This window comes from Halopseudomonas pelagia CL-AP6, assembly GCF_000410875.1.
GTDB lineage: Bacteria > Pseudomonadota > Gammaproteobacteria > Pseudomonadales > Pseudomonadaceae > Halopseudomonas > Halopseudomonas pelagia.
In genome coordinates this window covers 402,245-425,593 of the sequence record NZ_AROI01000009.1, presented here as the reverse complement: position 1 = coordinate 425,593, position 23,349 = coordinate 402,245, and the positions used below count along the sequence as shown (strand labels likewise).

Annotated in this window: 21 protein-coding genes; 10 read left to right on the top strand and 11 right to left on the bottom strand. The window is 57.0% G+C overall.

What is annotated here, in order from left to right:
• Positions 1-11 precede the first annotated feature (11 nt).
• Together K787_RS0109495 and K787_RS25045 are read right to left on the bottom strand one after the other, a co-directional pair.
• The gene (locus K787_RS0109495) at positions 12-929 is read right to left on the bottom strand and encodes a LysR family transcriptional regulator (protein WP_022962567.1); all 918 of its coding nucleotides are present in this window, start codon (positions 927-929) and stop codon (positions 12-14) included.
• Positions 930-976: 47 nt separating this feature from the next.
• On the bottom strand, positions 977-1,300 hold the full coding sequence (locus tag K787_RS25045) for a hypothetical protein (protein WP_169337534.1): 324 nt from the start codon (positions 1,298-1,300) through the stop codon (positions 977-979).
• Here K787_RS25045 and K787_RS0109490 point away from each other — a divergent pair.
• Entirely contained in the window at positions 1,215-3,482 is a 2,268-nt protein-coding gene (locus K787_RS0109490) for a TonB-dependent receptor domain-containing protein (RefSeq protein ID WP_022962566.1), read from the top strand. The two genes, K787_RS25045 and K787_RS0109490, sit on opposite strands and share 86 nt — an antisense overlap.
• 54 nt (positions 3,483-3,536) lie before the next feature.
• Here the strand turns inward: K787_RS0109490 and K787_RS0109485 are convergent, their stop codons facing one another.
• Positions 3,537-4,583, bottom strand: a complete 1,047-nt coding sequence (locus K787_RS0109485) for an AraC family transcriptional regulator (RefSeq protein WP_022962565.1) — start codon at positions 4,581-4,583, stop codon at positions 3,537-3,539.
• Complete coding sequence (locus K787_RS0109480; RefSeq protein ID WP_022962564.1) at positions 4,580-5,497, bottom strand: GGDEF domain-containing protein; 918 nt, start codon at positions 5,495-5,497, stop codon at positions 4,580-4,582. The genes K787_RS0109485 and K787_RS0109480 overlap by 4 nt, the downstream gene beginning before the upstream one ends.
• 337 nt (positions 5,498-5,834) lie before the next feature.
• Here K787_RS0109480 and K787_RS0109475 point away from each other — a divergent pair, with 337 nt between their 5' ends.
• The 8 genes from K787_RS0109475 to K787_RS0109440 all read left to right on the top strand — a co-directional run bounded on the left by K787_RS0109475 (position 5,835) and on the right by K787_RS0109440 (position 16,726).
• Positions 5,835-8,360 carry a TonB-dependent receptor gene (locus K787_RS0109475; RefSeq protein WP_022962563.1) on the top strand — a complete coding sequence of 842 codons (2,526 nt, stop codon included), beginning with the start codon at positions 5,835-5,837 and terminating at the stop codon, positions 8,358-8,360.
• Between the two features lie 57 nt (positions 8,361-8,417).
• Positions 8,418-10,412 carry a phytase gene (locus K787_RS0109470; protein WP_022962562.1) on the top strand — a complete coding sequence of 665 codons (1,995 nt, stop codon included), beginning with the start codon at positions 8,418-8,420 and terminating at the stop codon, positions 10,410-10,412.
• 79 nt (positions 10,413-10,491) lie between these two features.
• A complete protein-coding gene (gene tolQ, locus K787_RS0109465) occupies positions 10,492-11,178 on the top strand; it encodes a protein TolQ (protein WP_022962561.1) in 687 nt (228 codons plus the stop codon).
• Between the two features lie 5 nt (positions 11,179-11,183).
• On the top strand, positions 11,184-11,624 hold the full coding sequence (gene tolR, locus K787_RS0109460) for a protein TolR (protein ID WP_022962560.1): 441 nt from the start codon (positions 11,184-11,186) through the stop codon (positions 11,622-11,624).
• Between the two features lie 4 nt (positions 11,625-11,628).
• A complete protein-coding gene (locus tag K787_RS0109455) occupies positions 11,629-12,459 on the top strand; it encodes an energy transducer TonB (protein ID WP_022962559.1) in 831 nt (276 codons plus the stop codon).
• A gap of 2 nt (positions 12,460-12,461) precedes the next feature.
• Positions 12,462-14,441, top strand: coding sequence for a PhoX family protein (locus tag K787_RS0109450; RefSeq protein WP_022962558.1), 1,980 nt, complete (start codon positions 12,462-12,464; stop codon positions 14,439-14,441).
• A 77-nt stretch (positions 14,442-14,518) separates the two neighbouring features.
• Positions 14,519-15,403: a metallophosphoesterase family protein gene (locus K787_RS0109445; protein WP_022962557.1), complete on the top strand. Its 885-nt coding sequence runs from the start codon at positions 14,519-14,521 to the stop codon at positions 15,401-15,403.
• Between the two features lie 120 nt (positions 15,404-15,523).
• Positions 15,524-16,726, top strand: coding sequence for a benzoate/H(+) symporter BenE family transporter (locus K787_RS0109440; RefSeq protein ID WP_022962556.1), 1,203 nt, complete (start codon positions 15,524-15,526; stop codon positions 16,724-16,726).
• A gap of 82 nt (positions 16,727-16,808) precedes the next feature.
• On the opposite strand, the gene K787_RS24290 is transcribed toward K787_RS0109440, so the two are convergent.
• Positions 16,809-17,579 (bottom strand): CHAD domain-containing protein, encoded by a 771-nt coding sequence (locus K787_RS24290; RefSeq protein WP_022962555.1) that lies wholly within the window; start codon positions 17,577-17,579, stop codon positions 16,809-16,811.
• A gap of 114 nt (positions 17,580-17,693) precedes the next feature.
• On the opposite strand from K787_RS24290, the gene K787_RS0109430 reads away from it, so the two are divergent.
• Positions 17,694-18,134 (top strand): DUF411 domain-containing protein, encoded by a 441-nt coding sequence (locus tag K787_RS0109430; RefSeq protein ID WP_022962554.1) that lies wholly within the window; start codon positions 17,694-17,696, stop codon positions 18,132-18,134.
• A gap of 126 nt (positions 18,135-18,260) precedes the next feature.
• Here K787_RS0109430 and K787_RS0109425 read toward each other — a convergent pair whose 3' ends face one another.
• The 6 genes from K787_RS0109425 to sufD all read right to left on the bottom strand — a co-directional run bounded on the left by K787_RS0109425 (position 18,261) and on the right by sufD (position 23,347).
• A complete protein-coding gene (locus K787_RS0109425; RefSeq protein ID WP_022962553.1) occupies positions 18,261-19,265 on the bottom strand; it encodes a GGDEF domain-containing protein in 1,005 nt (334 codons plus the stop codon).
• Between the two features lie 155 nt (positions 19,266-19,420).
• The gene (locus K787_RS0109420; protein ID WP_022962552.1) at positions 19,421-19,837 is read right to left on the bottom strand and encodes a SufE family protein; all 417 of its coding nucleotides are present in this window, start codon (positions 19,835-19,837) and stop codon (positions 19,421-19,423) included.
• 39 nt (positions 19,838-19,876) lie between these two features.
• Complete coding sequence (gene sufT, locus K787_RS0109415) at positions 19,877-20,410, bottom strand: putative Fe-S cluster assembly protein SufT (RefSeq protein WP_028614781.1); 534 nt, start codon at positions 20,408-20,410, stop codon at positions 19,877-19,879.
• A 1-nt stretch (position 20,411) separates the two neighbouring features.
• Positions 20,412-20,768, bottom strand: coding sequence for a HesB/IscA family protein (locus K787_RS0109410; protein WP_022962550.1), 357 nt, complete (start codon positions 20,766-20,768; stop codon positions 20,412-20,414).
• 31 nt (positions 20,769-20,799) lie between these two features.
• Entirely contained in the window at positions 20,800-22,044 is a 1,245-nt protein-coding gene (locus K787_RS0109405) for an aminotransferase class V-fold PLP-dependent enzyme (RefSeq protein ID WP_022962549.1), read from the bottom strand.
• Entirely contained in the window at positions 22,037-23,347 is a 1,311-nt protein-coding gene (sufD, locus tag K787_RS0109400) for a Fe-S cluster assembly protein SufD (protein ID WP_022962548.1), read from the bottom strand. Before sufD ends, K787_RS0109405 begins: the two co-directional genes overlap by 8 nt.
• Positions 23,348-23,349 lie beyond the last annotated feature (2 nt).

Sequence of the window (23,349 nt, the reverse complement as noted above, 5' to 3'; positions counted from 1 at the left end):
AACGGGCCACTTTAAGCGGGCTCTCGCCAGGCATCAGGTACCGCGTCAAGTAACCAGCTCTGCAAGGCCGAGACTTTTTTCGCTGGGTGACCATAATTGCACAGCAAGGTGACCGGCAGGCTTGCTGGTTGCCAGTCTTTCAGGCACGCCTCAAAACTACCTGGATGCGCTTGCTCATAACGTTGCGCATACCAGCTAGGCATCACCCCCACACCCTTACCGCGCACCACCGCATCAGCCTGCAATACCAGGCTATCGACTTTCATTCGTGAGGCCGGCGGTTGAAACACATACTCGCCCTCCTGATCATGTAGAAGCACTACAGGCTGGCGTCCTGCCTCGAGAACATCTACCCAAGAACGATGCTTGAGGTCGGACGGATGGGTCGGCGATCCGTGCTCGAGGGCGTAGCCCGGGCTGGTATATAAGCCCGCTTGCCAGGTACCAATAACCTCGGAACGCAACCCGCTCGCCTCAACCTCACCCAACCACAACCACAGATCTCCGGCACTTTCCTGCTCGAAAACAGGCGCCCTGGAGCTGACCTGCACATCAAGCAGGATGTCGGAATAGCGCTGCAGAAAGGCATCCAGCACGGTTGGCAGCCAACCCCTTTCAAATGCATTGTGAACATGCAATACCAGCCGACCACTGGCCTCCTCACGCAATTCGTCAAGGGCTTGCTGGCTTTGCTCGGCTAAGTCGATCAACTGCTTGCAGTACTTATAGAAGAGATTACCTGCTTCGGTAGGGGTCAGACGGTTGGAATGCCTGAGTAGCAGACGCTGGCCTACGCGGCTCTCAAGTTGACTGATACGTCGGCTTAATGTCGATTTCGGCAAGCCCATATTAGCCGCTACCGGCGTTAGACCACCCTGCTCAACCACTGCTGCAAATACAGTCAACTCGCTGAAATCGTGATTTACCACTGGCTAACCACTCCTGACCATCAATACGTGCAACGGACGATTGTCGACTAGTGCGCAGCACTACGACGATCTAGCCTATCAATCGTGCAGACAATGGGAAGCGTTGTCAATTGCGAAACAATAGCATCCGTTGCGTTTTTCTCAACCTCGCGTTGCGCTAAAGATTGTGGAACTTTTGCCACTCGCTGAATAAAATCCACGCCCGTCAAATGATAATTATTCTTGATCGCATTCAAGGGTAAATTGTAAAAGCGCGCTAATGGCGCAGCCAGGAGAGCAAACAGCATGATCTGCAAAGCCAGCCGAACCTTTTTTAAATCAGGGCTGCCAACCGGAATCGTTACCGGTTTGTCGCTATTGGCCAGCAGCATAGTGGTCGCCAATGAGGACCGCGTCCGGCTGGCCGATACGGTGGTAACCGCGTCGGGTTTTGAACAAAAGATTACCGACGCGCCTGCGAGCATCAGCGTAATCAGCAATCAGGACTTGCAGCAGAACCGTTACGCCAATCTGGCCCAGGCGCTGGATGGGATTGAGGGTGTGGACATCCGTCAGGGCACAGGTAAAACCGGTGGGCTGAACATCAGTATTCGCGGTTTGCCCAGCGAATACACGCTGATCCTGATCGATGGACGCCGTCAGAATTCAGCTGGCAACGTTACGCCAAACGGTTTCAATGAAACCGCCACCAGCTTCATGCCACCCCTGTCGGCCATCGAGCGCATCGAAGTCATCCGCGGACCGATGTCCACATTATATGGTTCTGATGCGATGGGCGGCGTAGTCAACATCATTACCAAAAAGGTCGGGACGCAATGGGGCAGCTCGATCACTGTCGATCACACCATCCAGGAAGACAGCGATTACGGCGCCAGCAGCAATGCCAGCCTTTACTCCAGCGGCCCGTTGATTGAAGGCCTGCTGGGTGTTGCACTACGCGGCAGCATTTATGACCGGAAGGAATCGGACCTGACCTTTGACGATGACAGCAACGTCAGCAAACGCGGCGCCTCCCCTGTTGAAGGTCGCAACTATACCGCGGGTGTGCGCTTGAACCTGACGCCAACCGCCGACCACGATCTCTCGCTGGATTTGGATCGTAGTGTGCAGCGCTATGAAAATGACGATTGTCAGCTTGGAACTCTGGACGGGCGAAGTGGCGGCAGCGCTGTTACCGGGTGTAGCGCCGCGGCACCAACCCGCGCCAATGGTTACCGTGATGAGCTACGCTTTGAGCGCGAACAAATCGCCCTCAGTCACCAGGGCCGTCTGAGTTTTGGCACCACCACCAGCAGCTTGACGCATAGCACGACCGAAACACTCGGCCGGACCATTCCTGGTACCCCCATCGGTGATAGCTATGACGGGTATCCGCAGATCGTGGTTGGTGACGACCGTGAGCTGGAGTCCCGCGACCTGGTCTTCGATACCAAGCTCGTCGCCCCGCTCGGTCAAGCGCATATCGCTACCCTGGGTGCCCAGTGGTGGGATGCTGAAGTCACTGACGGTATTGCCGATGATACTTTCCAGCAGACCTCTTGGGCGTTTTTTGCTGAAGATGAGTGGCGTATTCGCAATGACTTGGCGCTGACGCTGGGTGGCCGTTACGAAGATCATGAAGCATTCGGTGGCAACTTCAGCCCGCGCGCGTACCTGGTATGGAATACCACCGACAGCTGGACCCTTAAGGGTGGCGTCAGTAAAGGCTACAAGACCCCTACTCTGAACCAGTTGCACGACGGGATCAGTGGTGTGACAGGCCAAGGTGCCACGCTAACCATTGGCACCCCCGACCTGGAGCCGGAAACCACTACCAATACTGAATTCGGGGTGTATTACGACAATCTAAACAATTTCAGCGCTAATGCTACCGTATTTCATAACAAATTCGAGGATAAGATCGACGACGGTACGGCCATACCCAACTGCTTTTCGGCGGACGCAGGTGTACCCGCAGGCCAGCCTGGGTGTATTGAATTCGGCCCCGGATTTACCCAAGGCAGCTTCGCCCAGAGCACCAACATCGGCAAGGCAGAGACTCAAGGTATCGAACTGGGCAGCCGCTGGCAGTTCGCCCCGGCCTGGAGCCTGAGTGCCAATTACACCTATACCGACAGCGAGCAAAAGAGCGGTGAAAACAAGGGTGCGCCGCTGACCAATACACCGGACCACCTGCTATTCGCGCGCTTGAACTGGGCCGCCACGCAACGGATCAACCTCTGGTTCAAGGGCGAGTACCGTAGCGAGCGAGCACGCTTTACTGACAGGTACGAAAACCTCAGCGCTGCCAATCAGGCATTGCAAGATTCAGCGGGCGACTTGAAAGCCTATGAAGTTTTCCATCTTGGCGGCTCCCTGCAGGCGACCGACGATCTGACCTTCAATGCCACGATTTATAATGTGCTTGGGAAGGATTTCACCGAAGGGACCTACTACACCACTAACACGGGCGCTACCGGCTGGGCCTCGGACTATGTCCAGTCCGCGCAGTCAACCGCAGGCACTCTGGAAGAAGGCCGTCGCCTCTGGTTGTCAGCTACCTATCAGTTCTAAACTGCAAGTCCTGGCAACACCCCGCTTAACCTGGTTAAGCGGGGTGTTTTTCGTTCAGGCCAGCCGACCTGGAACCTCGCTGGGTAATAGGCCAGTCCAGCGTTTGAAGGACCGGCGGAAGTTGGCCTTGTCATTAAAGTTCAGATAGGCCGCTACTTCGTCGCTGCTGAAGCCTTTGCTCAGGTACAGATCCAGCGCCACATAGGTTCTTACCTGATCCAGTTGCTGCTGGAAATTGGTCTCGTGGAGTTTCAGCTTGCGCTTGAGCGTGGCCGCACTCATACCCTGTGCTTCAGCTAGGCGTTCAAGCCCCAGCGGCTGGCGAACATGCTTGTGAATGTAGTCAAATAGCGCTTCAAGCAGGCTGGGAACCATCTCGTTTGCGCCGGCCAGCTCATCGAGACTGGCTTGCTCTGCTACCTGACCCACAGTCTGTGATGCATGTGGCCACGGCTTGACCAGATATTCACGCGGTAAGCGCATCAGGTTCTGCGGGCAGCCGAAACGCACCTCCTCACTCAGGTGCACCCAGTACTGTTCGATATAACCGGGTTGTTGATGCCGCAGCTGGTATTGCCAGGGCAAAGGGCCGCCAGACAGCCAGCGACACATTGCGGTCACGGCGGTCATCGATGCTTCCATCAAGAACACTTCCCGCCCGCCCGCGCCACAGCTGTCAAACCAGTGCAGGTATACGAATCTGTCATCAAGCCTGATGCGTGGCGTCAGCAAGGGCGTCAGGCGCCGCCGCAGCAAAACCAAGCGTTCCAGCGCCTGGTGCAGATTCTGTGCGTGGCGCAGTGCATGACTGGCATGACCGTAGTGGCCCGGCAGCAACTGCTGACCAAAGAGAAAACTGCAGTCGTCACCGCCCTGCAGTTGCCGAACGTTGTCGATCAATCGCAGGAACTGCTCGGCACTGATCAATTGCCGACCGCCGAGAATATCCTGATAAAACAAGCCCGTACCGCGCAACACTCGATGACTCTCTAGCCCTCGCGCTAGAGCCTGATCTATCAGGCTGGCAGGTTGATAATGCGCCGAAATAAAGCGCGCTTCCCGCTCGTACCACGCCCTTGGCCGGCCTCCACCAATGCTCATGCGCTGTGAGCCAGGGGCGCTTGCTTGGCCCGCGCCAAGCTCATGTTCAGCCTTTCCAGCAAACGCTCCGCACCTTCCTGCCTGGCCATGACGGCGACGGTAGTGGCGCTCAACATCAATCGTTCACCCTGCTGGGTCGTTCTATAGGCCAGATGCGCTACTGACAGAGCCAATTCATTGGCAATCACCGTAGCTTGGGATTCCAGCGTATTAGGTAGCACGATAACGAAGCGGTCACCTGCCAGACGGCACAGTAGATCGTGTTCGCGCAGGTTCAACAGCACCAATTGGGTGACCACTTGCAGCAACCGGTCACCCTCGGCTTGGCCGTGATCGCGATTGATCGTACTGAAAGCATCCATATCCAGCATGATCAGCGACAGAGGTTGTCGCTCTGCCGTCGCCTGACTGATGTGCATTTCAATCTGGTTTTTCAGGTAAGTTGCCCCGCCCAGGGACGTCAGCGTGTCAAAGTGAAGGTGGTCACGATACAACCGCTCCCGATTGCGCATCTGCGCACTGATTGCCAACTGTTCCCTATGCCAGTGATAGATACCCAGCGTAAGCAGGATAAAACCGACCGGCATGGGTCCTGATTCCAGCCAGGCGTCCCATTTAACGCTGTCCGGCAACCTCACAAATTCATCAGTGACATCCATCCACAGAGAGAAAAAAAGGCAGGCAAGACCGGTGAAAAGCAGGTCCGTTACCCGCCCTGCGGGGCGACTTTTCAGCAGCAGAAATATCCAGGCCAAAATCAGCACGGCAGAGCCGCCCTCACCCGCCACATCCAGCCAATCCCATTCAGCTTGCGACTTCATATCGCCAGCGGACAGGTGCAGCATCAAACCGAAGTTCGACGCTAATAGCAGGACCAGCAGTTTCACACGGTGCAGCACAAACAGGGAGGGCATAGTGGTCTCCGACCGGAAGATGTGACACAGAACAACAGATGCAGATGACAGTGAGATGGCAGTGCCGGGGTCAATTTGGCTCAGGCGAATTGAACGACTTTTGCTGAAACAGGGCAATTACTGAACAACAATACCGTCAAGGCGCATAAAAACGTGCTGCGCAGCTCCCCTCTGCGGGTCAAATAAGCTCAAAACCGCTGACAAGGTCGGCCAAATACCGCTGAAACCGGGGTCTTGCGGGATATCTGTCACCAAAGTGACATGAACGGCCCCTAAGGTCCGTTGGCAGCAAGCTGAACACCACAGGTTCAGTGGCAAGCCACCAGGGGAAAGGACCATGTCAGAACACAGGTATGCGATTAGCAGAAACGGATTCAGAGTCAGCCTGATGGCGATTGCCATCAGTGCGTGTAGCCAGTCTTGGGCGGCCGATAGCCAACCGGAGATTGTTGAGGTCATTGGCCAGGCAGCACAACTGGAACAGGCCCTCGAAGAGCAGCGCCAATCCAGTTCGATCAAGAGCGTCGTGCATGCCGATGCCATTGGTCAGTTACCCGATGACAATGCAGCCGAAGCCCTGCAACGCGTGCCAGGCCTTTCAGTTGAACGTGACCAGGGCGAAGGACGTTTCGTGCGAGTGCGCGGACTGAGCTCTGACCTCAACAGCGTGACCATCAACGGCACACTGGTACCGGCTCCTGAAGATGACCGCCGAGCTGTTGCGCTGGACGTGTTGCCCAGCGAGCTTATCCAGTCACTTTCCGTAGTCAAGACGCTGACCCCTGACATGGATGCCAACTCGCTGGGTGGCACCATCGAGGTGGAGAGCCTGTCCGGCTTTGACCATGACGAGCTGTTCTATAGCCTGAACGCTGAAGGCAGCTACGACGACAATACCAGCCAAACCAGCCCCAAGCTATCAGGGTCGTTTAGTAATCGTTTCAGCCTTGGCGACGGGATTGACAACTTTGCCGTGGCTGCAGCCGTCAGTTGGCAGGAACGGGATTTCGGTTCGGACAACGTTGAAACCGGTGGTGCCTGGGACTTTGATAACGGCCCAGCGCTGGAAGAGATGGAGCAACGCCGCTACGACATTACCCGCGAGCGGTCCGGTGTGGGTCTCAACTTCGACTATCGCCCGGATGAAGACAGCGAGGTCTATCTGCGCACGCTCTACAGCCGCTACAAGGATGATGAAGTTCGCCAGGCCAGCGTGGTTGAATTTGCTGACGCCCAACAGCCGGGTCAATTGGGTGAAGCCGAGGCAGCACGGGAACTGAAGGCGCGTGAGGAGACCCAGGAAGTCAAAAGCCTGGTACTCGGCGGCAAGCGCCGCTTGGGCGATTGGACTCTCAGCGCCCAGGGCGGATATAGCCAAGCCAGCGAAAAAAGCCCTGAAGGGCTGGCCAATGCTGCCTTTGTTGGCAATGACGACTTTATTGATGCTGGATTCAGCAGCACACGTAAACCCCGCTTGAATATTGAAGAGGGTTTTTATAATCCCTCCAACTTTACCCTGGAAGAGGTGGAGCTGGAAAAACAGACCACCACCGATACCGAGCGCAACATTCGCCTTGATCTGACGCGTGACTTCTATATCAACGCAATGCCTTCTCAGCTGCAATTTGGCGGCAAGGTCAGCCGGCGCAAAAAAGATAATGATCTGGATGTCTGGGTCTATGAGGACTTCGCTGACCTCGGTTTCACCGACGACCAACTGAACATGACCAACTTCACTCGCGGGGATGTCAGCAGTGGTCTCGGGCGCTTCGGGCCCGGGGCGTCTGCGCAGGCCGTACATGATTTAATTGGCGGGTTGGACCGTGACAGCTTCTACGACGAAGAAGAGTCGCGCATCAACGACTTTGAAATAAAGGAAGACATCAACGCCGCCTACATCATGAATACGTTGGATATTGATGCCCTACGTATCATCGCAGGTGTGCGCTACGAAGGTACCAAACTCGATGCGCGCGGAACCGGTTTGAACGAAGGCGAGTTTGAAGCCAGCAGAACCACCAACGATTACCATCACTGGCTGCCCGGGCTGCACGGCATTTATCAGTTGAATGCGGACACCCAAATTCGCGCTGCCTGGACCAACACCGTGGTTCGCCCCACCTTTGGCCAGCTGTTCCCGGGCTTTGTGCTTGACGGTGACGAAGCAGAGTTCGGCAATCCGCAACTCGACCCGCTGGAATCCAGCAACTTTGACCTGGGTATCGAGCACTACATGGGCCGTGCTGGAGCCGTGTCTGCCTTTGTGTTCTACAAAGACATCGAGAACTTTATCTATGCCGCTGACGTCGCCGGCACGGGCGAGTATGTCGGTTTTGATGAGGCCTTTACTTCGGTCAATGGCGACAAGGCCAAGGTATACGGTCTGGAGTTAGCCTATTCGCAAAAATTCAATTGGCTGCCGGGCCCGTGGAGCGGACTGCTGGTCAGCGCCAATTCGACCTTCACGCGCTCCAAGGCACGCATCGAACAATTTGATCAGGATCTGGGCACTGAACGGGGCCGCAATATCAGCCTGCCCGGACAGTCCGATATTACCGGCAACCTGACCCTTGGCTGGGAAAACGACAAGCTCAGTCTGCGTCTGTCCAGCAACTACAAGTCCGATTACCTCGATGAGGTGGGCGATGTGCTCGACAAGCGCTACGACTATCAGGTTGATGATCAGTTGTTCGTCGATTTCAGCGCCAGCTATTTCCTGACCGACAACCTGCAGGTGTTCTTTGAAGCGCAGAATCTGACAGACGAGTCCTACTACGTCTATACCGGCAGCCGCCGCTTCAATGCCCAATACGAAGAATACGGCCCGACTTACAAGGTCGGACTGACCCTCAGCCGATTCTGACCAGCGGCCCCAGCCCTCACCGGCCGGGGCCCAACCCTATTTTGCCGAGAGATACCCATGACTCACCGCTTTACATTCACCCTGGCTGCCTCTCTGGTGGCCTGCGGATTATTGCTCAGTGGCTGCGGCCCAGCTGAAAGCCAGACTGGCAAAGCGCCTGTACCTGCCGCCAGCGCCGTTGACAACCACCCAGCCAGCGCAGAAAAAAACCAACTGATCTTGAGCGGCTGGCAGCCCCAAGCCGGCCAAAGCGCGGAAAGCTGGCAATGGCTGCCTACCGGCAGCGACTTCGGTCAAATTGAACGAGCTGCAGCCGATAGCCGCGGGCTTTGGCTACTGAGTGCCCAGGGAGAAGTGCAGGCGCACCTGCCGGGGCGTTTTGCCACTCTGGATCTGCGACCTTCCAGTAACGGCTTGACCCTGGCCACGGTAGACAGCAGCACCGGGCGGCCCATGCTCGTGCGGCTAAACCGCGAGGACCTGAGCTTTGGCGAACCGCTGTATTTGCCGACGACCGACTACAAGGTAGAAAACCTTTGCCTCTACCGTGACGAGGTGCAAAACCTATTCGTTTTTCTGATAGGAGAAGAAGGCATTGGCGAGCAATGGCTGGTAGCCAGCAACCAGCGGCTGCTGGAAAGCGGCTTGCCGGTCCGGCGCCTGAGTTTGCCGCCAGAAAGTGAGTTCTGTGCGGTGGATGATCAGCAGCACTTGCTGTACGTCAATGAAGAATCCGTCGGTGTCTGGGCCTATGGCGCCCATCCGGAAGCCGAGTTAAGCCGCACACCGATCGACATGGTGGCACCCTTTGGCGACATCACCGGAAGCGTAGCAGGTTTATCGTCCATCCCTGGTGGCCTGTTGGTGCTGGATGCCGAGAGTGCGCAGCTGCACCGTTATCAGCAAATTGAAGATGGTTGGTCTGCCCTGCCCGCCATTGCCTTGAGCGGCCTTGAGGAGCCAGAGCGCATCAGTGCTAGGCCAAGCGCCAAGAGCGTTGAGCTGCTGCTGGTCAACGATGGTGCAATCGCCCTGCATACAGGCGAGCTGCACTGGCAACCAGAACAGCTGACCAGGCCCACCGCGTTGCCCGTGCTGCTGCCCCTGGTGCATACCGACCCCGTACCCACCACCGGCGATGCGGCTGATGACCCTGCCATTTGGGTCAATCCCGCGCAACCTGAGCTAAGCCGGGTACTGGGCACGGATAAACGCGCCGGGCTCGGGGTATATGACCTGCAGGGCAAGGAGTTGCAGTTCCTCCCAGTGGGGCGCTTGAACAATGTCGATCTGCGCTATGACTTTGCCTTTGCCGGCCAAACCGTCGACCTGGCCGTCGCCAGCAATCGCGACGGAAACAGTCTGCACCTGTTCGCCATTGACCAGTCCAGTGGCGAGTTGACCGACATCGGGCAAATTCCGACGTCCCTGGATGAGATTTACGGCTTGTGCATGAGTCAGTCGCCCCAGGGCGAGATCTACGCCATCCCCAACGACAAGGATGGCCGTTTCCAGCAATACCACATCACTGCCGAAGCAGACCAGGTGCGCGGCGAGCTGGTGCGCGAGTTCGCCACCCAGACCCAGCCTGAAGGCTGCGTTGCGGATGATCAGCGGCAAACGCTGTTTATCGGTGAAGAGGACGTGGCGGTATGGGCGCTGGACGCCAGCGCCGATGCGCCAACAACCCTGCACAAAGTGGTCGGCATCGGTGGCCTGGTCAAAGACGATATCGAAGGCCTGGCTTTCTATCAGCACGCCGAGCACCCCTATCTGGTGATCTCCAGCCAGGGCAACGACAGCTTCGTGGTCTTTGATGGCCAGGCCCCGTATGCCCTGCGCGGTGCCTTCCGCGTCGGCCTGAACGCCGAGTCCGGCATTGATGGCGTCTCTGAAACAGACGGTCTGGAGATCAGTTCAGATGATCTCGGCGGCCCTTGGAGTCGCGGCCTGCTGGTGGTTCAGGACGGGCGCAAGCGCATGCCGGAGGGCAACCAGAACTACAAGTATGTGGCCTGGCAAGACATCGCTGAGGCACTGAATCTGGATTGAAGCAACCCTCAAAACGTCACCCGATCATCTTTCAATAGCTATTTGGGGTCACTACTGGCCCCCACAGGAGCAACAAAATATGCCTACCGCAGTAGACAGTATGTCCATTTGGGGACTAATAGAAGAAGCCAGCGTGCTGGTACAGATCGTCATGCTGATTCTGGTCGCAGCATCCCTCGCGTCCTGGTTCGTCATCGTGCAGCGTAGCCGCCTGATGGCTTCAGCCAGGCGCTCGCTGCAACGCTTTGAGGAGCAGTTTCGGGCTGAAGGCAGCCTGGATCGTCTGTTTAACCAGACCTGCGGGCAAACCAGCGCAGCTGAGCAGGTATTCCGCAGCGGCTTCAGCGAGTACCAGCAACTCAGCCAGCATGCCAGTACCGAATCGACAGCCGTTATGGAAGGTGCCCAGCGCGCCATGACCGTCGCCATCGCCAGGGAAGAGAAGCGCCTGGAGAAGAACCTGCCGTTTCTCGCCACTGTCGGCTCGGTTAGCCCCTACATCGGCTTGTTCGGCACTGTGTGGGGGATCATGAACTCCTTTATCGGCCTGTCCCAGGTCCAGCAGGCCACCCTGGCGGCAGTCGCTCCAGGGATCGCCGAGGCACTGATTGCCACCGCAATTGGCCTGTTTGCTGCCATTCCCGCGGTCATTGCTTACAACCGCTTTGCCGCAGGCAGTGAGGACCTGATCGCCAGCTACTACACCGTGGCAGACGAGCTGGCTACCCTGCTGCATCGTCGCCTGCACACCCCTGGCCAGAGGTAACCGGCATGCGTCCAGTCAGGCACAAACGCAAACCCAAGGCAGAAATGAACGTGGTGCCCTATATCGACGTCATGTTGGTGCTGCTAGTGATCTTTATGGTGACCGCACCGATGCTGACCCAGGGCATTCAGATTGAACTGCCGAAAGTCGCCGCCGAAGCACTGCCCAGTGACGATACGCAGTCCATCGTCACGCTCTCGGTCGAGGCCGACGGGACCTTCCACTGGAACCAGGGCGAGACAGTAGACACTGAGCGTTACAGCCACAGCGCCGACAACCTGCAGGACATGTCCGCCCGGGTAGCCAGCCTGGTCGCGGACAACCCCGATACCCAGGTCTTTATCCGTGCCGACAGCCAGGCCGGTTACGGGCTGGTCGTCGCAGGCATGGCTGCGCTACAGCAAAGTGGTGTAGCCCAGCTCGGCCTGATTACGGAGGCTCCCTGAGACAATGACTGCCATGCTGCCACCGACCACCCCCTCGCTGGAATCGTCCGCACCGCCAGCCGAAAAGCTCGGCCATTTTCTCTGGCCAGCCGCCGCTACCCTGGTGCTGCACGGGGCAATCATTACCCTGCTGTTGGGCAATTGGTCACCGAGCGCACCCGCCGTGGCGAGCGAGAAAGTGCTGAGGACGCAACTGGTGACCATCAGTGTGGCGCCGACACCAGAGCCAATCCCTGTGCCAGTTCCGCCACTGGTGATCGAAACTCCGCCGACCACATCTCCACCCCTGCCGCCACCCGCACCGGTAGTGGAGCGACCACCGGAGCCGGTCAAACCGCCGATTGATCATGCAGCCATCGCCCGCCAGCGCGCCATAGAGCTCGAGCAGCGCGAGCAGGCACGTGCTGAGGAACAACGCCGGATAGCCGAGCAACAGCGTCAGGAGCAAGAGCAGAAGCAGCGCGAGCAACAGCAGCTTGCGGCTCAGGCGGCTCAGGAAGCGGAGACGCAACGACAACGGGTTGCAGAGGACAGGCGCAAAGCGGAAGCCGCCAGCCTGAGCCAATACCAGCCGATCAGCAAGAACCCACCAGCTTATCCAAAACGCGCCCTGGATAAGCGCACGGAAGGCGATTGTACTGTGGAATATACCGTGACCGCCCAAGGCAAGGTGCACAACCCGGTGGTGGTAGAGGGCGGCTGTGACGACCCGGTGTTCGCCCGTCCGGCGCTATCGTCCGCCAAGAGCTTCCGTTACAAGCCGCGGATGGTCGATGGCGTGGCAGTAGCCGTGCCAGGCGTGCGCAACACCTTCCGCTTTCGTTTGGAGCAATAAACATGCGACAAGAACACCAGCAGTACCACGCCGACCTTCAAGCGGCGGACAATCACAGCATTAACCCCAGCCAAGCGCCTTCGCTGAACAGCCTGGTCAATCAGAGTCGACGCAACCTGCTCAAGGGCAGCCTCGCCATGGCCGCCTGTGGTTTTTTTGGCGGCAAGCTGCTTTGGGGTGCAGAGGCCTTTGCCAAACAGGGCTCGCTGCTGGGATTCACCGGCATAACCGCGCAGACATCCGCCAGTTTTGATCAGGTCATTGTGCCCCCTGGCTATACGGCTAGGGCCTTTTTCAGTTGGGGCGATGCGGTACTCGACGGCGCTCCAGCCTGGCAGCCAGATGCATCAGACAACTGGCAAGCACAGTTGCAACAGGCCGGCGACAACCATGACGGCATGCACTTTTTTCCCTTTGCCGATGCCCCCAACAGCCATGGGCTGCTGGTGATCAATCACGAGTACATTAACCCGACCCTGCACCCAGGCGGCCTGACCTTCGTCGACGATGGCAATGGCTTCAAGCAGCGCCCGCTGGAGCAGGTGCGCAAGGAACAAGCAGCCCACGGCCTGAGTATTATCGAAGTACGCAGAGATCGGGATGGCGCCTGGCAAAGAGCGCCTAAGTCAGCCTACAACCGTCGAATCAGCGCCCTGACAGATATTGAACTGGCCGGACCGCTGCGGGCAGATCCGCGCATGAAAACCGCCAGTGATCCCAGCGGTAGCCGGGTCATAGGTACTCTGAACAATTGCGCCATGGGCGTCACACCCTGGGGGACTTATCTCGCGTGCGAAGAAAATTTCCACAATTATTTTGTCAATCGCGACGCCGCCGACTACCAGCAGCGCGTGGAACATCGACGCTATGGAATAGGTAACGAGAAGAACAGTCGCTACTACGCCTGGGAGTCGGTCGACGCGCGATTTGACGCTACCCCCAACGCTGAACAGCCGCACCTGGGCCACTGCAATGAGCCCAATCGTTTCGGCTGGGTGGTAGAAATCGACCCCTTCGATCCGGCGGCCACCCCGGCAAAGCGCACGGCAATGGGCCGCCTCGGACGCGAGTGCTCGGTGCTCTCGCTTGGAGATGGTGGACGTATGGCGTATTACTCCGGGGACGACAGCCGCGGCGAATATGTTTACAAATTCGTACCCGAAGGCCGCTTTGATCCCGCTCAGCCGGCCGCCAACCGTCGTCTGCTTGACGCCGGCACGCTCTACGCCGCGCGTTTTAATGCAGATGGCTCAGGTTTATGGCTACCGCTGGTCTGGGGTGAAAATGGCCTGACCGCAGAGAACGGGTTTGCCGACCAGCAAGCAGTGCTGCTTAACGCGCGCGGCGCTGCTGATCTGCTCCAAGCCACGCCCATGGACCGACCGGAATGGGTGGCAGTGCACCCGCAAACCCGTGAGGTCTACGTTACGCTGACCAACAACAGCGAACGCGGCACCCGCTTCCCGTTGGATGCAGCCAACCCGCGTGCCGACAATCTGCATGGCCAGATTCTGCGCTGGAACGAAACCGCCGCCGACCCCACCGCAACTACCTTTACCTGGGAGATTTTCCTGCTGGCCGGGGATCAGCCCGGCGCGCTGGACGCCGCAGGTCAACCGGTCAGCGAGAACCTGCTCGGTACCATCAATGGCGATATTTTTTCATCGCCTGACGGCCTGGCGTTTGATGCCAGCGGACGCTTGTGGATTCAGACCGACTCAGACGAGCAAGCGAGCCATACGGCGAACACCGGATGCAACCAGTTGCTCTGCGCCGACCCGCACAGTCGCGAAGTTCGACGTTTCCTGGTAGGCCCCTGGGGCGCAGAAATCACTGGCATCACCTGGACCCCGGATTACCGCAGCATGTGGATCAATGTGCAGCACCCGGGCATCAGTTATCCCGCTAGCGATGGGCAGACCCGCCCACGCAGCACCACGGTGCTGGTTACTCGGGAGGACGGCGGCGTAATAGGCACCTGATTGCCGACTTCAGCTAATCGCCCTCACTTAACCAGCCTAAACAACCTACAGCAATACAAATTAAAACATGGAGTTATATGAATATCTTTACTTTATTTAGAGGTTATTTTGTCGCCTTTTTGCTGGTGATCGCCCCGATCACACTGCAGGCCAGCCCAATCGAAGGGTCCCAACCCGTATTGCGTTTTGCCGTGCTGGGCGACGCCGAACCCAAGCCGCTGGCTGAGTTCCCGGGCCTGGCCAGCGCTGTCGATCACGTCAATACCCTGGCTGCAGAGCAATCCATGGACTTCGTTATTGGTGTCGGCGACATTGCTCACAAGGGCACGCTGATCCAGTACGACAATGCCAGCCTGGAACTGGAGCGTCTCAGCCTGCCCTTCTATCCGATCATGGGTAACGAAGAGCACCACGCCAGTGTTGCCCGCTTTCTGCAGTATGCCAATCGCTGGAACGCCGATAAGACCCATATAGGCAATGCCCGTTATGTCGTGGAGCGGGAACAGGTTGCGTTGGTCTTTGCTTCGCCAGATCACGGCCGTGACTTTGACGACAGTGGCGTACAGTGGATGGCTGAACAGATCGACCGCCTGCATCCAAAACCGGTGTTCCTGGTAGTGCATGGTGCCCAGGTCGGTGTCTTCCCAGAGAATGCAGACAAGGGGATCACCAATTCTGCTTTTGAAAGGATTACCAACAAGGAGAATCTGGCTGCAATCATTTCCGGCGACCTGCACATGGATATGGATCGCACCGAGCACTCGAAAAAGATTGGCCATGTGCACTACCTGCACATTCCCGCCCTGGAACGCACCAAAATCCCTGATGAGACCCAGCATAACCCGATGTTTCGCGTGGTTTCGCTGCACGCCGATGGCCAGGTAGTAGTGGACACCTATGAAGCCGGAGCGGGCAACACGCCCCTTGAGCGGCATGACTATCGCTTTTCCCTGCACGATTAACCCACCACTGCACGTGCCGTCTCGCAACTGTTGCGACACCTCAGGATCTGGCTGTACCTCAGCCAGATCCTCTGACTAGGCTATCCTTCACCGCATCGATCCTACCCGGCACCATTTACCATGCGTCCGTTCAGTCCACTCTCGTTCCGCCCCCCTAGGGTCTTGCGCGACTCCAGCCTTTCTACCCTGACGGCCGGCTTTGTCGCCATGCTTACCGGTTACAGCAGCTCCCTGGTGCTGATGGTACAAGCTGGCCAAGCCGCAGGCTTGAGCACCGAGCAAATCAGCTCATGGATATGGGCGTTATCCATAGGCATGGCCATCTGTACGCTGGCACTCTCCCTGCGCTATCGCATCCCGCTCGTGGTGGTCTGGTCTACATCCGGCGCGGCGCTGCTGATAACCAGCCTGCCGGGCGTTACCTACAGCGATGCTATCGGCGCTTTCATGTTTTGCGGGCTGTTGCTGCTGCTCAGCGGGATCAGTTCAACCGTTGCCCGGCTGATGCGCCTACTGCCGGCGTCCCTGGCGGCAGCACTATTAGCCGGGATTCTGTTTCGCATCAGCAGCCAGATTCTTCAGGCTGCACAGAGCCAGCTTGGCCTGGTGTTGATCATGTTCGTCAGTTACCTGCTGGCCAAGCGTTGGGCACCACGCTATGCCGTTCTGCTGGCGCTGCTGTGTGGCACCCTGATTGCCTGGCTGAACGGCATGCTGGATCTACCTGATGTGCAGTGGCAACTGACACTTCCGGAATGGACAACACCCAGCTTTTCCCTGAGCGCGATGATCAGTATCGGATTGCCGTTATATATCGTTGCCATGACCTCTCAGAACCTGCCCGGGCTTGCCATACTCAAATCCGACGGGTACGAAGTAGACCCGGCGCCGATACTGTCTCTGACTGGTTTGATGTCGGTGCTGTTGGCGCCTTTTGGTTCACACGGTCTGAACCTGGCGGCGATCAGTGCCGCCGTGTGTACCGGCCACGAAGCGCATGCCGATCCGGCGAAACGTTATACAGCGGCGTTATTCTGCGGCGCGTTATTCGGCGGCATTGCATTATTTGCAGGCACCCTGACGGTGCTGTTCATGGCGTTGCCCGAAGCGCTGGTTATCTCTATTGCTGCCCTGGCGTTACTGGGCTCCATTGTAGGCGGCTTGACTAAAGCAATGGAAAGCCCCGGCGAGCGTGAGGCAGCGCTGATCGCCTTTATGGTGACGGCCTCCGGTTTCACACTCTTCTCAATCGGGTCTGCTTTCTGGGGTCTAATTGCGGGAGCGCTAACCCTGTTCATATTGCCCAACACCTCCAAGTCATGAACTCAAAAGCAACAACCGAGGGGGAACAACAATTGCCGTGAATACCTTAGAGGTCATCGCACGCCGTTAAATCAGCCTTCGATCACAGGCTGCGCCGCAGTAACTTGCGCAGCTTTTTCAATCTCTTACGCGCACGACGTGCCCTTCGATCAATCTGCATTTGCCAGTAAACTCTACAGCAGCGCAGATCGGACTCGTGTTCAGACACCATCAGCCACTGCAGATTGTCATGCCATTCGCCTAACTCATCCTGGGCGTTTTTCAGCGTTTTAGTCATTATAGAACTTGGCTGGAGATATTCAGGATAAGCTTGATATAGATATCGTAATCTTTTGATTTTTATACGTATATCATGCATGTCCTGATGGGGATTTTGCAGTGCTCCAACTAATTTTCGGCTCATATTCTGCGCGTAGTCGGCAAGCCTGATCGGATCGATATGGTATTCGGCACCACCAGCCACAAGTCGATTCTGCAAAGTGATAATTGCCAGCAGAAGCAAATCAAAGCGGCGGTCGGAACCGATCAATCCGAATCCAGTAAGCATCCCTTCCTTACGGGCCAAGGTCTGGTAGTGCAGGCCCCGCTTTTCCAGCTCTTGGATCAGAACCTGTCTATCACGTAACTGGCTAGTATTACGGCCCAGCTCACCAGCGATATGGTCTACTACAGCGAACCATTCTGCCTGCTCTCTCCAAGGCCGCAACAAGCTGCGCAGACTGCGCATCGCTATGCGTGTTTGATGCAAAGCGTGCGCTGCCAAAGGGTCGGCCAACTGGCCTATATGCTGATCTAACGCGCGATACTGGTCCGCCAGTGAAGATTGCAAGTGATGCAGTACATTCTCGCTCATTCGGTCGCACTCCAAACGCAGATCATTTAGTACAAGAGACTGGCATTCTACCCAGCATGGAATTGCCCGCGGCCCTTAGACGACGTAATCTAGAGGAAACTACGGAGTAACCCAATGAAACCTCTAGTTGCATCGATTGCACTGACCGCCAGCCTTCTGGGCTCAACGCTTCAAGCCGCTGACGTGGTGACGATCGACGTCTATCGCGATCCCAGCTGCGGATGCTGCGAAGCCTGGATTGAGCATCTGCAGGGCAACGGTTTCAGCGTAACAGACCACCTTGAGAAAAACATGACCGAGGTCAAGCGGCAGCTTGGCGTTCCCCAAGAACTAGCTTCATGCCATACCGGCGTCGTGGAGGGTCGATTTATCGAGGGTCACGTGCCAGCTGCTGATATTCTGAATATGCGCAAGCAGCCGAGCATTATCGGCCTGGCCGTACCCGGAATGCCCGCAGGCTCTCCCGGTATGGAAATGGGCGACAGAACCGACGCGTATCAGGTGATCAGTGTTGACCAAGAAAACACCACATCGGTGTTCAATTCCTACCCCTGACAGGTCCAAACCAGCGTTCCAGGGCTTGTCAGGAGCGCTCTTTAATCTCATCGTCGACATACAGCAACACGAGCCCAGTGCAACGACCAAAGCGCCCAGATCATGCGAATGACTGATAACCGGAATTCAGTCTTTGGGACTGATGATATGGCAATTACGACCGAGCTCTTTGGCCTGATATAAGCATTGGTCAGCTTCATGCATCCAATCATCGCTATTGGCGTGCTGATGCAGCATGCAGCCACCAATAGATACCGTCACCGGGCCATGGGATGTTTGCAACTGCTCTGCCACACTGCAACGAATGTGACTGGCGGCCTGCTCAAGCCCTTGGCGGTCGACCATCGGCAACAGGAGCACGAACTCCTCACCGCCCATGCGAAATAGTCGATCGGACTGCCTGCAACTTTGCTTGACGATCCGGGTAAACTCGGTCAACACCAGGTCGCCGGCCTTGTGCCCGTACAAATCATTTACTTCCTTGAACAGGTCCAGATCGAGCACCAACATGCCGTAAGAGTTGGCATGACGTTGATAATCAGCCATGGCGATGTCCAGCTCGCTGTCCATCGCCCTACGATTGCCAGCGCGTGTTAAAGGATCCAGCGTAGCCAGCTCAATCAGCTGTTCGCGTTGCCGACGACCGCGATAAGCAAATACCGAGGCAAACAGGCTGGCAATCAAGCAGGTCACGGCAAAGGAGGTCATCTGGTAATGGCTTTCGAACACTAACCCAGGATTCAGGTAGCCGTAGGTGCAGACCACGGTTAGAGCAGCCACGGTGGCCACCGCACTCTGTACCGGCGGCACTACAAAGAAGTTGAACAGGATGAGTGTGTAGAACCAGAACAGCCCGTTTACGCCGAGATTAATCGAAACCAGCACCGCACCGGCAGAATAGATCAGGGCAAGAAACTGCCCAGGCTTGATGGTATCGCCGGTACGCCAGGCATAGACAACAGCGAACCCGGTGCCAACCACCAGAAAGGTGTCCACCAGCCCTACCCACAGGTTACCTTCCAATAGCCGAAAGACGATATAAGGGGTAATACCAATCAGCGAGCACAGCCCGACCAGGGTAATGATGGATAACTGAAAGTCTTCTCTGAGACGTATCAAGATGCTCTGCATGGAATCCTGTATAGAACTCTCAAGTGGCTCTGTTATTATTATGTCCGAGGGCTTTTCGCCCGAAGCCGCACTTTATAGTCCGCTGCCGTTACCCACAATAGCCTGACGCCAGCATGGCACAATTGCCTGCCCATCAATGCGTAAAAGTCCGGAAATCAAGCCGCCGCAGTAGCCTGAATACGCTTAACCATGGCCCGCAAACCGTTCCCTCGGGTAACGCTCAAATGCTTGATCAGATTCAATTGCCCGAAATAGTCTTCAATATCGAATTCAAGGATAGCCGTGGGCGTTTTGCCGTTATAAGCCGCCAGGACCACAGCGAGCAAGCCCTTGACGATAAAGGCGTCGCTGTCTGCGACGAAATAGAGGCGCCCGTCACGCTCTTCACTGGCTAGCCAGACCTGGCTCTGGCAGCCACGCACGATGTTTGCTTCGGTGCGCTGGCTGTCATCCATTGGCGGCAGCTCGCGGCCCAAGTCGATGATGTACTTATAGCGATCTTCCCAGCTGTCGAAGAAGGCCAACGTATCGACGATGTCCTCGCTGCTGATGTCGGTACCAAACTCGCTCATGCAACTATCACCTTAAAGAATCACCTTGAAAGAGCCACTTTAAAAGAACATTCCGGTTTCCAGTTGAGCCTCTTCGCTCATCATGTCGCGGCTCCAGGGCGGATCGAACACCAGCTCGACCTTGACCAGGTCCACGTTGGGTACACGGCGCACACGGTACTCAACATCGCCCACCAACACTGGGCCCATGCCACAGGCCGGTGCTGTCAGGGTCATACTGATATCCACACGCTTAGTCGATTGATCAATCGCCACCGAATAAATCAAACCCAGATTCACCAGATCCACCGGAATTTCCGGATCGTAAACCGTGCGTAAAGCTTCCCAAACCTGCGCCTCGTCTATCAGGTCATCAACCGGAGGCGGAAAACTCAGCAGCTCCGGCTCCAGGCCCAGATTGGCCGCGTCAGTACCATCCACACGGACCATCTGCCCGTGATAGGTCACCGTGTAGTTACCACCCAGTGCCTGGGTAATGGTTACAAAAGTATCCTTGGGAATGGTCAGCGGTGTGCCGTCCGGAACCCGGCGCGCAGGACAATCAGCCTGTGCGACCACCATACGTCTTTCCATGTCAGCTCACACTAAAGCTTTCGCCACAACCACACTGGTCTTTGACGTTGGGATTGATAAACCTGATTTGACGGTTGATACCCTCGTTAACCAGGTCAATTTCGGTGCCGGATAATACCGCCAAGCTGTCGCGATCAACCAGCAGTTCAACCTGCTCGTCGAGATGGTAATGCAGATCGCTCTCCGCGCCCTGCTCGACCATATCAATCACGTACATAAAGCCCGTGCAGCCGCTTTTCTTCACGCTCAGACGCACTGACTTGCCCACCTGGGAAACCAGTTGCCGGCGAAAATGCTCCAGCGCCGCAGGGGTCACAGTGACCACTTGACTGCCTGGATCGAAGGATTCAACGCTCATGCCATGACTCCTCTTGGATTGCAGAGACTGATCACAGAAACTGCCTGACCTTGGTCAGGGCTTCAAACAAACGATCAACGTCTGCGAAAGTGTTGTAGATACTGAAACTGGCCCGCACCGTACCCGGAATGCCGTATTGATCCATGATCGGTTGCGCGCAGTGGTTGCCCGTACGCACGGCCACGCCCTGCTGATCGAGCAGCATGCCGACATCATGCGGGTGCGCACCTTCCAGCAGGAAGCTCATCACTGCGGTCCTATTCGCCGCCGTGCCTACCAGCGTCAAACCGGGTGTGGCGCGCGCCTTGTCTTCAGCATAAGCCAGCAAAGCCTGCTCATGTGCTGCTGCGCCAACGCGGTCATAACTGTTCACGTAGTCCACCGCAGCGCCGAGCGCGATCACGCCAGCAATATCCGGCGTACCAGCCTCAAATTTATACGGCAACTGGTTGTAGGTGGTGCCGGCAAAGCTGACAGTCTCGATCATCTCGCCACCGCCCTGATACGGCGGCATGGCCTCAAGCAGTGCGACCTTGCCGTAGAGCACGCCCAAGCCAGTCGGACCGAACAGTTTGTGCGCAGAGAATACGTAAAAATCACAATCCAGCGCCTGCACGTCGACCGCCCAGTGGCTGATCGCTTGAGCGCCGTCAATCAAACACAGAGCGCCTGCTTCATGAGCCAGACGAATAATGTCTTCAATCGGATTAATAGTGCCGAAGGCGTTGGATACATGCCCACAGGCGACCATCTTTACCCGCTCATCGAGCATTGCGGCATAAGCCGCCATATCGATGGTACCGGTCGCATCGACCGGGATGGCCTCTACGGTGGCGCCCCTCTCCGCCGCGACCATTTGCCAGGGCACTATATTGGAATGGTGCTCCATGGCCGATACCAATACCCGATCACCGGGCTTGAGATTCGCCCGACCCCAGGTCGCGGCCACCAGGTTAACGCCTTCGGTAGTGCCCTTGGTCCAGATCACCTGACGCGATTCGGCCGCATTAATGAATGCAGCGACCTTGCTGCGAGCGTTCTCGAATTTCTCGGTCGCGCGCTCGGCCAGCGCATGCGCGCCGCGGTGCACATTGCTGTTGTCATGACGGTAATAATCAACGATCGCCTGAATCACCGCTTCGGGTTTCTGCGTGGTCGCGGCATTGTCCAGATACACCAACGGATGCCCGTTAACCTGTTGCTCCAGAATCGGAAAATCCGCGCGGATACGCTCGGCATCAAAAGTCGGCAGATTTTTCAGCGCCTGCTCACTCATAGGCCAGTTGTCCCAGTTCAGTGTCTTCACGCCCAAACAGTGCAGCCAGACGCGGACGCAGATAATGCTGAATTGCTGGCTCTGGCACCTCGTTGAGCAGCTCGTTGATAAAGCCGAAACTCAGCATGCTCATCGCATCGGCCTTGGATACGCCGCGGCTCTGCAGATAGAACAGCGAAGTCTGATCCAGTTGGCTGATGGTTGCGCCGTGGGCACAACGTACATCGTCAGCGTAGATTTCCAGTTCGGGCTTGGTATTGATCTCGGCTTGATGCGAGGTCAGCAGGTTTTTGTTGCTTAGCTGTGCCAGGGTTTTCTGCGCCTGCGGATGGATATGAATCCGCCCGTTGAATACCGCCTTTGAAGCATCGCCAACGATGCCGCGGAACACTTCATTGGTGGTGCAATGCGGTACGCAGTGCTCGACGTTGGTGTGATAATCGATCAACTGCTTGTTGCGCGGCAGATAGACGCCATGCAATTCCAGATGCGCACCCTCGCCGCGGTGATTGACCTGATAGTCAATACGTTTCAGGCGGCTACCCTGCGCCAGGGTAAAACCGTAGAAACGTGAAGAGCGATGCAGGTCGACGTGTACGCCGCCGACGTGCAGCAAATCTTCCTGCTCCAGGTTGATCCGGTAGTGCTGCACCTGCGCGTTCGCACCCACTACCACTTCGGTCAGGGTATTCACGAAGCCGTTCTGCTGCTCTGCACTGGAGAGAAAGTGTTCGATCACCTCGGCCTGACTATTGTCATCCAGCACCATCAGCAGGCGCTGGTTGCTGACCGCAGGCTCTGCTTCAGGCGTAGACACATTCAGCACATACAGCGGCTTGCCGAGCTTTTGCCCCGCAGCCACATGCACCAGAATACCGTCGGCCGCCCAGGCGTTGCTCAGCGCGGCAAACAGATGGCGCTCGGCATCCACTACCTTGCCCAGATGCTGTTTGATCAGCTCACTCTGCCCGGCATTGGCGTCGGCAAAGCGTACCACCGCCTCAGGCAGGGCACTGGAATGCTCAGCAGAAAACTGGCCATTGATAAAAACCAGTCGCGTGGCATCCAGCTCCTCGATCGGCTCAATACCCTGCTGCCAGTCGCCGTTCGGCTTTACCGCCCATTGGCTAGGGCAGGTATTCTGCAGCGGCGTCAGAGGGGTGTATTTCCATAACTCCGTCTTGCGCGTCGGCCAGGCAGCGGCGGCCCATCGGGCGGCACCCTGCTCTCGCAGCGGCGTAAGCCACTCGGGGCTAGTCTGCTCTTGAGCTAAGGTCAGCGCCTGTCGTTGAAAATCTGTCATAG